Raw genomic sequence first — 11912 nt, forward strand, 5'->3', positions numbered from 1 at the left:
CGCGCGGTCAGGTCGATGGTGTACTTCTCCAGCGCCTGCCGCTGCTCCTCGGCGTTCTCCGACTGCACGTTCTCGCCGCCGCGCAGCTTGTCGATAGCCGCCTGCAGGCGGGTCTTGTCGGCACCGGCGGCGCGCAGCGCCATGCCCAGCGTGCCGCCGTCTTCCAGCGCCGCGAGCACGAACCACTCGCTGGCAATGAAGGCATCGCCGTGCTGCTGGGCCAGCTTGTCGGTCTGGTTCAGCAGGCGCCCCAGGTCATTGCCCATCGAGACGTTGCCGGCCTGGCCGGACACCTTCGGCAGTGCATCCAGCGCCTCGGTCAGGCGCTCGCGCAGCACCGGCACGTTCACCCCGGCCTGGGCCAGCAGCGGGCGCGTGCTGCCGCCCTGCTGGTCAAGCAGCGCGCTGAACAGGTGAACCGGTTCGATGATGCTGTTGTCGCGGCCCACGGCCAGCGACTGTGCGTCTGCCAGCGCCTGCTGGAAACGCGAGGTGAGCTTGTCCATCCGCATTGCGAATCCTCATCGGTCATCAGGGCCGGCCCGCGCCGGCGATGCTGGGAAGATGCGGTTGCCCCACCCCGTTTCAAGGGTGGCTGCGACTGCACCCCGAGGCCAGTCAGCCTGCGGCCAGCATGCCGGAACGGGTGTGGTCGGCGCGTTGATCCCGATCAGTTCGGCGCGGTGAGCGGACTCAGCCGGTGATCGCGCTGCGGATCGCCCGCAGCTGCTGCTTGACCGCCCGCGCCTGCGCGTCGTCCATGCGCAACAGTGCCTTCTGGCCTATCGAGCGCGACTGCAGGGTGGAATCGACGAAGCGGTAGCGACCGCGCTCATCACGCTGCACCAATGGCGCCTGCACCAGTTCCGGGGTCTCCAGCAGATGGTCGATCACCGCCACCAGACGGTCGTTGAAGTAGCCCTCGGGCCGGCCCAGGTCGACGTAGGCCTGCTGGATCAACGGATAGAAGCGCTTGTACGCCGTAGCCGTTGCCGCTGGATCCAGCGCAGTGAAGGCCTGCACATAGGGCGCGTAACGCGCCGAGTTGCTTGGCGCGATGCGTTCCCCGCCCTCGCCAGGCTCGACCTGCAGGTTGCCCGGCAGCGGCCGTGCGGCCAGCGCCGTCGGCGGCACGCTTGGTTTGTCCAGGTTGTCGACCTGGGTGACCAGGCGCTGGATCAGGTGATCGCGCAGCAGCAGGGTCATCGGGCCCTCGCCCTGGAATAGCTGGCTCAATGCGCCCCAGGCAGCCGCATCACTGTCGGCCAACTTGGGCAGCGCCGGGTCAGCGGCGGCCTCGGTGTCCAGCGGATGCCTGATCGGCGGCGGTGCTGGCGCGGGGTCCGCGGCCGCCTGCGGTTGCGGCGGTGCGCTGGTGCTGGCGGGGGTTGAGTGCACCGGCACCGAAGCACCGTCTGCCAGGTGCCTCAGCTGATCGCGGAACAACCAACCGCCCGCGCCGCCGATCACCACCACACCCAGCACCCAGGGCCATACCGCCTTTCCACTCTGCATGATGCAGCACCTCGTTTCACACGCATGGAGAAGGTGTGACCCCACCGGTTCCAGCCGGTTCCCTGCCTGTTCCGCTGCCGTTCGGCTTCGGCCCACGCCAAAGCCGCGCTCACGCCTGCTTTGCGTGCCGCGCGCGAGGCTGTGGGCCTTGTCCTGCGGAGACACTGCCATGCAGTATGCGCTGTACTACTGGACCGGTATCCAGGGCCGTGGCGAGTTCGTGCGCCTGGCGCTGGAAGATGCCGGCGCCGACTACATCGACATGGCGCGGGTGCACGGTGATGCGGTGATGCAACCGTTTCTCGACGGCAGCAGTGACGTGGCACAGCCCTTCGCGCCGCCGTTCCTGAAGGCCGGTCGCCAGGTCATTGCGCAGGTCGCCGCCATCCTGGACTTCCTCGGCCCGACGCTGGATCTGGTGCCGCAGGCCGCATCGCGGCGGATGCAGGCGTTGCAACTGCAGTTGACCATCGCTGACCTGGTGGCCGAGGTGCATGACACTCACCATCCGATCGCCGCATCAAAATACTACGAAGAGCAGAAGACCGAAGCCAAGGCACGTGCCGCGTCGCTGCGCAGCGAGCGCCTGCCGAAGTTCCTGGGCTACTTCGAACGGGTGCTCGCCGCCAACGGTGGCCGCCATGCACTGCGCGAGCATTCGTATGTGGACCTGTCGCTGTTCCAGCTGCTGAGTGGTCTGGACTACATGTTCCCGCGCCGCATGCAGGCACTGGCGCCCGCCGTGCCCCTGCTGCGCGCGCTGCAGGAGCGGGTGGCGAAGCGGCCGAACATCGCCGCCTACCTGGGCTCGGAACGGCGGCTGGCATTCAACACGAATGGCATCTTCCGCCATTACCCGGAGCTGGACGCCGAGCGGTAGTGCCGGCCGCTGGCCGGCAGAGCGCGCTGTAAGCATTCGCCGCCTGCAACACGCCCCTGTAGAGCCGAGCCATGCTCGGCTCAGAGCAGCCGAGCGCAGGCTCGCCTCTACAAGGCGGCAGAAGCAGAAGGGCCGGCAATGCGCCGGCCCTTGGATACCCATGAGCATGCCGGCCAACGGCCGGCACTACCGTGGGATCAGCTGTTCCCACCCAGCGGCTTCACCGGCTGCTTCTGCAGCGACAGCAAGCCCAGCAGCACCGCCAGGGCCACGTAGGCACCGGCAAACTGCAAACTGATGATGCGCGCCAATCCTTCCAGCTCCCACGGCAGGTAGATGCCGCCGCGCGGATCCACCGAGTGGATCAGCCCGAACAGGGTCAGCACCGCCGCCACCAGCAGGAAGCCGCAGGCACGGCGCAGGCGGCCATCGACCATCGCCGCCACCGCCGAAATCCACAGCATCGAGGTGATGATGAAGCCGTTGCCGAGGGTGAAGATCACCGCCAGCTCCGGCAGGCCGTGCCCGTCGAGCTTGGTCAGCAGCTGGGGCAGCTGATCCGGTGTGATCCAGCCGGGTGCCTTGATCGCCAGCAGGTAGGCCACCGACGGCAGGAAACCGAACACCATCGCGCCGGTATGGTGGCGCGGCGTGGCCTGGAAGGCCTGGGTGGTGATGTCGATGGCCACGTACACGATGATCGGTGCCAGCACCGCCAGCGGCAGCCACTGCACCAGCCCGGAGATGATGCCAAGCATGCCGCCGATGCCGACGAACAGGCCAGTCAGCAGCGTATAGCCGCTGCGCGCGCCCATGTGCTTGTACGCAGGCTGGCCGATGTACGGCGTGGTCTGCGCCACGCCGCCACAGACGCCTGCCACCAGCGTAGCCACCGCTTCCACCAGCAGGATGTCGCGGGTGCGGTAGTCATCGCCGGCCGCACGCGCGCTTTCAGAAACATTGATGCCGCCGACCACCATCAGCAGGCCGAACGGCAGCAGCAGCGGCAGGTAGGTCATCGCGGTGGGCAGGCCGTCGAGGAAGCCCAGTGTCGGCAGCGGCAGCACCACCTGCGGCGGCACCCACTCCGGTACATGGAAGCCGGGGGCGCCCAGCCCGGCCAGGCCCAGGCCGTAGTACAGCGCGGTGCCGAACACGAAGGCCAGCAGCACGCCCGGGCCACGCACCGGCAGCTTGCCCTTGGCGATCAGCACATACAGCAGCAGGCCCAGCGTGGTGAAGCCGACCAGCGGCGAGCGCAGCGTTTCCAGCAGCGGCAGCAGGCCCATCAGCACCAGCGCGATGCCGGCAATGGAACCCAGCAGCGCGGCACGCGGCAGCGCGCGGGTGACTGCTTCACCGAAGAACGACAGCACGAACTTGAGCACGCCCATGATGACCAGCGCCGCCATGCCCAGCTGCCAGGTGGCGATGCCCGCCGCGTGCGGGTCCATGCCCTGCTGCTTGAACGCGATGAAGGCCGGGCCAAGCACCAGCAGGGCCATGCCGATGCTGGTGGGGGCATCCAGGCCGAGCGGCATGGCGGTGACGTCGTCACGGCCGCTGCGCGCGGCCAGCCGGCGTGCCATCAGGGTGTACAGCAGATTGCCTATCAGCACGCCGAAGGCCGTGCCTGGGAACATGCGGCCGAACACCACGTCGGCGGGGAACTGGAAGATCCCGACCAGGGCCATGGCGATGAAGCCGAGGATGGAAAGGTTGTCGACGACCAGGCCGAAGAAGCCGTTGAAGTCGCCGGCGACGAACCAGCGACGCGGTGCGGCGGGAGCAGGAGCGGACATGGAAGGGGCGGTGGGGGTGGGGACCGCCGATGGTAGGCCCAGCGGCGCCTGGGCGCCAATTCCGTCGTGGAATGATGGGTTCCAGCCAACGGCGGGGCCCCTCGTGGCTGGGCGCGGGTAGAGCCGACTGTTAGTCGACTGGCATTGCCAGTTGGGCCGGTCGGGATGGGCTGCGCAGGACACGCCGTAAACCCGTCCGTGGGGGCTCGATGGCGCCATCCATGGCGCCAACGGTCCTGCGCAGCCCATCCCGACCGGCCTCCCACAGTTTCCTGCGCGTGCCAGCCACGGAAGAGAATCAAAAGATCAAAGGCAAAGGCAGGCTCTCGTTGTAGCGCCGAGCCCATGCCCGGCTGCTGTACGCGAAACCTCCGAGCCGAGCATGGCTCGGCTCTACAGAAGATCATTCCGATCATTCTTTCGTTCATCCACGCATGGCGTGGATCTACCGTGTCGACCAAGGTCGACGCCTACCAACAGCAGCGGAAGACTGTCGAAGGCGGGGTGGGTCCGGTTGCGGGGGCGTGAGCGCCATGGATGGCGCGATCGAGCTTACATGGACGTACTTGCAGCGTCCCCCACAACCGGACCCACCCCGCCTACTCACGGCAAACCTGCTTTTGACCTTGCTTCGGCGGTTGCCGTGGTTTCGGCGGGTGCAGGGCGCAGCCCTGCATCGCCCCCCCCCCCTACTTCTTCAGGAAGTTGTCCACCAGCAGATGCTTCACGTCGTCGAAGCGGCCGTTCAATACCGCCTTGGCCGCATACAGCGCCGTGCCGGCGACCTGCTTCGCCTCGATCTGCGGCGGCATCACCAGCTCGGCGCGGCTGGTGTGCACATCCAGCAATGCCGGGCCGCGCTGCGCCAGGAAATCCTGCACCGCTTCCTCCAGATCCTCGCTGCGGGTGACCGTGCGGCCATGGAAGCCGATCACTTCGGCCAGGCGGCCGAAGTCCGGGTTCTTCAGGTCGGTGTAGTTATCCAGAAGGCCTTCCACCTTCTGCTCCAGCTCGACGAAGTTCAGCGAGCCGTTGTTGAACACCACCACCTTGATCGGCAGATTCTCCTGTACCGCGGTCAACAGGTCGCCCAGCAGCATTGCCAGCCCACCATCGCCGGACAGTGAAATCACCTGCCGGCCGGGGAAGGCCTTCTGCAGTCCCAGCGCCTGCGGCATCGCGTTGGCCATCGTGCCGTGCAGCAGGCTGGTCAGCGTGCGGCGGCGGCCGTTCACGCGGATATGGCGCAGCACCCACACCATCGGCGAGCCGCCGTCGGCGGTGAACAGTGCATCCTCGGTGGCGTGCTTCGAGAGCAGCGCGGTCAGGTGCTGCGGATGGATCAATTCGCCTTCGCCCGGCTGCTCTTCCTGTTCGCGCTTCTTCAGCGCCTTGTCGCGATGCTCGATGCACTCGTCCAGGAAACTGCCGTCCTCGCGCGGCGGCAGCATCGGCAGCAATGCATCCAGCGTCGGTGCGATATCGCCGACCACGCCGAGGTTCACCGGGTGGCGGCGGCCAAGGTGGCTGCCATCGCGGTCGACCTGGATGATGGTGGCCTTGTCCGGGTAGAACTGGCCCCAGGCGAAGTCGGCGCCGAGCAGCAGCAGCGTGTCGCACTCCATCAGCGTGTGGAAGCCGGACTCGATGCCGAAGATGCCGGTCATGCCCATGTTGTACGGGTTGTCCGGCTCGACGAAATCCTTCGCGCGCGAGGTATGCGCGATCGGGGCCTGCAAGCGCCGGGCCAGCTCCAGCAGCTGCGCGTGCGCGCCCTGGCAACCGGCACCGGCGTAGATGCCGATGCGCTTGCCCTGCCCCAGCAGCTCAGCGATGCGCTGCAGTTCGGCGTCGGAGGGGCGCAGTACCGGCTGAGTGTAATGCACCGAGAACGGCACATCGTGCTTCACCTCGGCCTGGCTGATATCGGCCGGCAGGATCACCACCGCCACGCCACGGCGGCTGATCGCGGCCTGGCAGGCCAGGGCCACCACGCGTCGCGCCTGCTCCGGGCTGTGCACCTGCTCGCAGAACACCGTGCAGCTGCCATAGACCGCCTTGAAATCCACTTCCTGCGGGAATTCCATGCCCAGCTCGCTGGTCACCACCTGGCTGGCGATCAGCACCATCGGCGCACGGTTGCGGTTGCTCTCGAACACGCCATTGATGAAGTGCAGGCCACCGGGACCACAGGAACCCGCGCAGGCGGTCAACTCGCCGCTCACCAGCGAATCGGCGCCGGCAGCGAATGCGGCCACTTCTTCATGGCGCACGTGCACCCAGGCGATCTCGCTGCCATGCATCGCATCGGTCACATGGTTGAGCGTATCGCCCACGATGCCGTAGCAACGGCGGACACCGGCCTGCTGCAGGGCGTCCACCACGATTTCGGCTACGCGCTTGCTCATCGGATACATCCTCGAACGGGGAAACCCCCGAGGCTAGACCCGATGAAGTGATGCCTCCGTGGGCAAGTTGCCCATCGCCTCAATGTGCAGACTGCGGGTAGACGTCTCGTCAATCGTTGACGTTGATCCAGCCCACCACCGCGCCCTGCTTCGGGTTGCGGTAGCGCAGCTTCACCCAGCCGCCCTGTTCATCCAGCAGTTCCACCCGGTCGCCGCGGACCAAGTAACGCCTGGTGTTGGATGCGCCGGGTTGGTCGAACAGGAACAGCCGCGCGGGTACCACGGTGGCTGTAAACGCAACCAGCGGGCTGCCGTTGTCGGGCACAGCCAGTCCGTCATTGATGACCTGCTCTTCAATCTCTGCGGTCGCCGAGTAGCCGGTCCAAACGGCTAGCGGGCCATCAAACCGCGTCGCCTCCAAGCTCAGCACTTCTCCGTCCAACTTGGGCAACGCAAGCATACGCTCGGAGCGATAAAGGTACAGAACTCCGTTGGAAGGACGGTATACATCAACACGCCAGATGGCACTTCGGCAGCTACTGCGGAGCACCTGATTCTCGGAATCCAGTTCGATCCAGCCGAACTCCCCGCAACTTCGCCTCGCATTCCGGATAACGGGCAGTGTCATGAACCTGCCTAGATTCCGATCAAATTTATAGACGAGTGTTGAAAAATTGACCATGCCAACGGGTATCTGCACTACCAGATCAAGCTGACCGTCAAAGTCCACATCCAACGCCATCAGCTCTGTTTCAGATTCTGGCGACTCCGATGGAGCGCGTGGCAGCTTCTGTGTCACGCCTGAGGGGAGTTGGACCTGGATGCTCCCGTCAGGTTGAAGGAAGACCGTTACCGGTGTTGCCGGCGCTACTTCGAACGATAGCTGCGCTCGTTCCGCGATTGGTTTCGACCAGGCAGCTCCTGGCTGGAGGAGCCCACTCTGGAGCAGAATCAGCACAGTCAGCACAGCAACCGACTGCGGGCTCCCTCTCTCAAGCAACCGCATCAGTCGCGCCGCGAAACCGATTCCCGTTGTCATTGAATGTCCGTGAAGAAACTGGCTTTTCAGCCGGCACGACGATCATGTGGCGACGCACCCAGTGATTCCATGCAAGAAATCCGAAATTGCTTCCAGGATTGAGGGGACTCCAACCCTGCAAGCGAGAAGCACACCAGGTAGCAGTCACCCGGACACCCGGACACCCGGGCGTCTGATCGCTGTCAGTTCAGATCAATCAATTGTTGACGTTGATCCAGCCCAGCACGTCGCCGTGCTTCGGGCTGCGATAGCGCAGCTTCACCCAGCCGTTCTGTTCATCCAGCAGTTCCAGCCGATCGCCCTGCACCAGGTAACGCTTGGTGCTGGACGCACCAGGCCGGTCGAACAGGAACAGCCGCGCGGGTACCACGGTGGCCTGCTGGCCGCGCAACGGTCCATCCGGCGGTGCGCCCAGGCCATCGGCAATGGCACTCTCCAACACACGGCCGGCGGGATCATAGGTGCGCCAGACGGCCAGCGGACCCTGCTCGTCGGTTTGCTCCCACTGCAGCGCGGCGTTTACCGTATCGCCCAGCATCAGCACGCGCTCGGCGCGGTACAGATAGAGTGTCGCGCCTGCAAACCGGTACTGGTCGGTGTACCACATCGGGCCGCTGCGGCAGCTACTGGTCAGGGTGCGGCTGGGGTGGTCGACCATCAGGCCCATCAGCTCGCCGCAGCTCTCCCTGCCGTGGGTTTCAGCCCGCAGCGCGCGGAACCCGGCACTGGCGGGATCGAACCGGTACACCGCCACCGCTTCGTTGACCATGCCGACCGGGGCGCGTGCAACCAGCTCCGGGTAACCATCGAAATCGACATCTTCGAGCGACCAGCGCGAATGGCCGTCGGCATCCGCCGCGCCGGCCAGCGTCTGCCGCTTGCCCGACGGTGACAGCTGCACGGCAATGCTGCCGTCCTGCAGGGGATCGGCATGCGCCTGCACATGCGCGCCCACCTGGAAGCGTAGCGTTTCGCCCTCGTCCTCCGCCTGCGCCGTCGGTGCCAGCGCGCCGGCCAACACCAGGCCCAGCAGGCATTCCCTGTAGTTCATCGTTGCTCCCTGCGGCACCGCGGCGGCACCTTCAACTCAGAACGATACCTCGACCGGCTGCCGCGACCACAGCACCGACTGATGCCTGGTCTGCTGCTTCCACGCCAAGCGGATCGCTTCGATATCGGCGCGGCGCTGCGGGGTGTCCTCATGCAGCACCACCAGCACCTTGGTGCGCAGGCGGTTGGGCGCGGCATCGCCGCGGAACAGCCACTGGCCATAGGCATCGAACACTGTCAGGCCATCCGGGAAGCGCGGGGTCACTTCCTTGTCCAGGAACGCGCGCCACTGCGCCTCGCTGATGGTGTCGGCCTGCGGGCGGTTGCCGGCGCCCTGCTCCTCGCCCACGCCGAAGTACAGCTCGCTGCGCACCCAGCCGTGCGCGGAAGACGGGCGCGCGGCGTCGCCCTTCAGTTCGGCGGTAGTGGCCGTGGCATAGGCGCTGGGCGCCTGCGATGAGAGGCTGGCGCAGCCGCTGGTGGCCAACAGCACGGCGAAGACGAGGCCAAGGTGTTTCATCGGTACAGCTCCGGGGAAGGGGGACAAGGCGAGCCGGCAGCGTACCGCGCCACCGGCCCGGCGTGCTGATGCCAACCGGGCATCAGCTCATGCCGGACCGGCAGGGGCTTGCATCCGCACCGGTCATCACGCGAAGATAATATATCGCTTCATCCGGATGGATGTAAGTGAAACCATCTCCCCTTCCCCCGTCGTCGTTGTTGCTGGAGTCCCCATGTCCGCCCGCCTGCCCGCGTCGCCGCTCGGCCTCGCCATCGCCCTCGCGCTTTCCACCGCCGCCGCCCCGGCCCTGGCCCAGGACGCCACCAACCTGGATACGGTGATCGTCACCGGCACCCGTGCCGCCGACCGCACCGTGCTCGAATCCACCTCGCCGGTGGATGTGCTCACCGCCGAGGACATCCGCAAGGCCGGCGTGGTCAACGGTGAGCTGGGCAGCGCGCTGCAGGCGCTGCTGCCGTCGTTCAACTTCCCGCGCCAGTCCAACTCCGGTGGCGCCGACCATGTGCGCGCCGCGCAGCTGCGTGGCCTGTCGCCGGACCAGGTGCTGGTGCTGGTCAACGGCAAGCGCCGCCACCACACCGCGCTGGTCAACACCGACAGCAAGATCGGCAAGGGCACCACCCCGGTCGATTTCAATTCGATTCCGGTCAGTGCGATCAAGCGCATTGAAGTGCTGCGCGATGGCGCCGGTGCGCTGTACGGCTCGGACGCCGTGGCCGGCGTGATCAACGTGATCATCGACAACGGCGGTGACGGCGGCGAGATCGAGGCGAGCTACGGTGCCAACCACACCGACCTCAAGCCGATCGGCCGCACCCTCACCGATGGCCAGACCGGCAACATCAGCGCCAAGGTCGGCACCTCGCTGGGCGAAGACGGTGGCTTCCTGCGCGTCGGCCTGGAATACAAGCACCGCAATGGCACCAACCGCGCCGGCTTCGACCAGATTCCGCCGTGGGACCAGACCCCGGGCAACCTGGCACTGCGGGGCAAGCGCAACTATGTCCTGGGTGATGGCAAGAGCAAGGACATCAACCTGTGGCTGAACACCGAGATTCCGGTGGGCCAGACCTCGACGTTCTACGCGTTCGGTACCTTCAACCAGCGTGACACCGAAGGCGCGAACTACTTCCGCTATCCCGATGGCGATGCCAACTGGAAGCAGGTCTATCCGAATGGCTACCGGCCGATCTCCGAAGGTGAGAACCGCGACGTGCAGGCCGTGGCCGGCGTGCGCGGGCAGTGGGGCGAATGGAGCTACGACGGCAGCCTGGACTACGGCCAGAATGACTTCACCTATCGCCTGCGTGATTCGCTCAACGCCTCGCTGGGCCCGACCAGCCCGACCCGCTTCAAGACCGCCGATTACGAATATGCGCAGACCGTGGGCAACCTCGATCTGAGTCGCGTGTTCACCCAGAACGACAGCATCAGCCACACCCTGGGCCTGGGCGTGGAAGCACGCCACGAGCGCTACCAGACCCGCCCTGGCGACCCGGCCAGCTATGCCGCCGGCCCGTACACCGACCGCCCGACCGGTTCGCAGGCCGGTGGCGGCCTGACCCCGCAGGATGCGGCGCGCCTGTCGCGCGATGTGGCCAGCGCCTATGCCAGCCTGTCCAGCCAGTTCGGCGAGAAGTTTTCCACTGATCTGGCCGCGCGCTACGAGCACAACGACGACTTCGGCGGCGAACTGACCGGCAAGCTCGGCCTGCGCTATGAGTTCACCCCGGCGTTCGCGCTGCGCGGCGCGATCTCCAACAACTTCCGCGCGCCGTCGCTGGCACAGATCGGCTACGAGTCCACCTCCACCGGCTACAACGCAGGTGGCCAGCTGGTACAGGGCCGCCTGCTGTCGGTCAACAATCCGATCGCACGCGGCCTGGGGGCACAGAACCTGAAGCCAGAGAAGTCGCTGAACACCTCGCTCGGTTTCACCAGCCGCATCGGCGAGCATTTCGACCTGTCGCTGGACTTCTTCCAGATCGACATCGATGACCGCATCGCACTGTCGGAGAGCATCACCGGTGATGCACTGACCGACTACGTGGCCGCCAACTACGGCGTCAGCGGCCTGCAGAGTGCCAGCTTCTTCGTCAACGCCGCCGACACCCGCACCCGAGGCGCCGAGCTGGTGAGCAACTGGCGGCAGTCGCTGGGCGATGGCCAGCTGCTGCTGACCGGCACCTATGCGTATACCAAGACCACGCTGAAGAACGTGCTGGCCACCCCGGCCCAGCTGCGCGCGCTGAATCCGGACTACGTGCTGTTCGGCATCGAGGAGACCAACACGCTTACCGACGCCACACCGCGCACGCGTGGCAGTTTCTCGGCCGCATGGAGCAACGACCACTGGTCGCTGAGCACCCGCGTGAACCGTTATGGCAGCGCCACCCGTGTGTTCAACTTCGGAGACGGCTACATCCCGCGCCAGACCTACCAGGCCGAGTGGCAGCTGGATGCGGAAGTCGAATACCGCATCACCCCGCAGTGGAGCGTGGCCATCGGCGGGCAGAACCTGACCGACAACTATCCGGATCGATCCAACAGCGATATCCACTACTTCGGCAACCTGCCGTACGACGTGCTGTCGCCGATCGGCAGCAACGGTGCGTACTACTACGGCCGCGTCCGCTATACGTTCTGATTGCATTGGACCAATCACTCCCGGTGGGTGCGGACCGTTGGTCCGCAC

General features: G+C 66.1%; 9 protein-coding genes. 2 read left to right on the forward strand and 7 right to left on the reverse strand.

Going from position 1 to position 11912, the window contains the following annotated elements; genetic code table 11:
* Together ACM0PK_RS03680 and ACM0PK_RS03685 are read right to left on the reverse strand one after the other, a co-directional pair.
* Window positions 1–512: Clp protease N-terminal domain-containing protein (locus ACM0PK_RS03680; protein ID WP_495498509.1), on the reverse strand; the 512-nt coding region annotated here is incomplete at its 3' end.
* A gap of 181 nt (window positions 513–693) precedes the next feature.
* Window positions 694–1515 (reverse strand): DUF3014 domain-containing protein, encoded by an 822-nt coding sequence (locus tag ACM0PK_RS03685; RefSeq protein ID WP_111201489.1) that lies wholly within the window; start codon window positions 1513–1515, stop codon window positions 694–696.
* Between the two features lie 169 nt (window positions 1516–1684).
* On the opposite strand from ACM0PK_RS03685, the gene ACM0PK_RS03690 reads away from it, so the two are divergent.
* Window positions 1685–2395, forward strand: coding sequence for a glutathione S-transferase (locus ACM0PK_RS03690; protein ID WP_414608106.1), 711 nt, complete (start codon window positions 1685–1687; stop codon window positions 2393–2395).
* Between the two features lie 197 nt (window positions 2396–2592).
* On the opposite strand, the gene ACM0PK_RS03695 is transcribed toward ACM0PK_RS03690, so the two are convergent.
* The 5 genes from ACM0PK_RS03695 to ACM0PK_RS03715 form a co-directional block, all read right to left on the reverse strand.
* The gene (locus ACM0PK_RS03695) at window positions 2593–4197 is read right to left on the reverse strand and encodes a SulP family inorganic anion transporter (protein WP_111201490.1); all 1605 of its coding nucleotides are present in this window, start codon (window positions 4195–4197) and stop codon (window positions 2593–2595) included.
* A gap of 689 nt (window positions 4198–4886) precedes the next feature.
* On the reverse strand, window positions 4887–6605 hold the full coding sequence (locus ACM0PK_RS03700) for a thiamine pyrophosphate-dependent enzyme (protein WP_065185255.1): 1719 nt from the start codon (window positions 6603–6605) through the stop codon (window positions 4887–4889).
* Between the two features lie 109 nt (window positions 6606–6714).
* The gene (locus tag ACM0PK_RS03705; RefSeq protein ID WP_414608090.1) at window positions 6715–7347 is read right to left on the reverse strand and encodes an SH3 domain-containing protein; all 633 of its coding nucleotides are present in this window, start codon (window positions 7345–7347) and stop codon (window positions 6715–6717) included.
* A gap of 493 nt (window positions 7348–7840) precedes the next feature.
* Window positions 7841–8695, reverse strand: a complete 855-nt coding sequence (locus ACM0PK_RS03710) for an SH3 domain-containing protein (protein ID WP_111201906.1) — start codon at window positions 8693–8695, stop codon at window positions 7841–7843.
* 36 nt (window positions 8696–8731) lie between these two features.
* Window positions 8732–9214, reverse strand: a complete 483-nt coding sequence (locus ACM0PK_RS03715) for a DUF3574 domain-containing protein (RefSeq protein WP_072167652.1) — start codon at window positions 9212–9214, stop codon at window positions 8732–8734.
* A 214-nt stretch (window positions 9215–9428) separates the two neighbouring features.
* Between ACM0PK_RS03715 and ACM0PK_RS03720 the strand changes: the two genes are divergently transcribed.
* Complete coding sequence (locus ACM0PK_RS03720; protein ID WP_414608089.1) at window positions 9429–11864, forward strand: TonB-dependent receptor plug domain-containing protein; 2436 nt, start codon at window positions 9429–9431, stop codon at window positions 11862–11864.
* Window positions 11865–11912: the final 48 nt, after the last annotated feature.

Origin of the sequence: Stenotrophomonas sp. FR010, from assembly GCF_047520755.2 — a bacterium.
GTDB classification, from domain to species: domain Bacteria; phylum Pseudomonadota; class Gammaproteobacteria; order Xanthomonadales; family Xanthomonadaceae; genus Stenotrophomonas; species Stenotrophomonas sepilia.

What these genes read in the sequence shown, in the direction of transcription:
- ACM0PK_RS03685 (WP_111201489.1), bottom strand. Translation starts at nt 1,515, where the DNA reads ATGCAGAGTGGAAAGGCGGTATGGCCCTGGGTGCTGGGTGTGGTGGTG.
- ACM0PK_RS03690 (WP_414608106.1), top strand. Translation starts at nt 1,685, where the DNA reads ATGCAGTATGCGCTGTACTACTGGACCGGTATCCAGGGCCGTGGCGAG.
- ACM0PK_RS03695 (WP_111201490.1), bottom strand. Translation starts at nt 4,197, where the DNA reads ATGTCCGCTCCTGCTCCCGCCGCACCGCGTCGCTGGTTCGTCGCCGGC.
- ACM0PK_RS03700 (WP_065185255.1), bottom strand. Translation starts at nt 6,605, where the DNA reads ATGAGCAAGCGCGTAGCCGAAATCGTGGTGGACGCCCTGCAGCAGGCC.
- ACM0PK_RS03705 (WP_414608090.1), bottom strand. Translation starts at nt 7,347, where the DNA reads ATGGCGTTGGATGTGGACTTTGACGGTCAGCTTGATCTGGTAGTGCAG.
- ACM0PK_RS03710 (WP_111201906.1), bottom strand. Translation starts at nt 8,695, where the DNA reads ATGAACTACAGGGAATGCCTGCTGGGCCTGGTGTTGGCCGGCGCGCTG.
- ACM0PK_RS03715 (WP_072167652.1), bottom strand. Translation starts at nt 9,214, where the DNA reads ATGAAACACCTTGGCCTCGTCTTCGCCGTGCTGTTGGCCACCAGCGGC.
- ACM0PK_RS03720 (WP_414608089.1), top strand. Translation starts at nt 9,429, where the DNA reads ATGTCCGCCCGCCTGCCCGCGTCGCCGCTCGGCCTCGCCATCGCCCTC.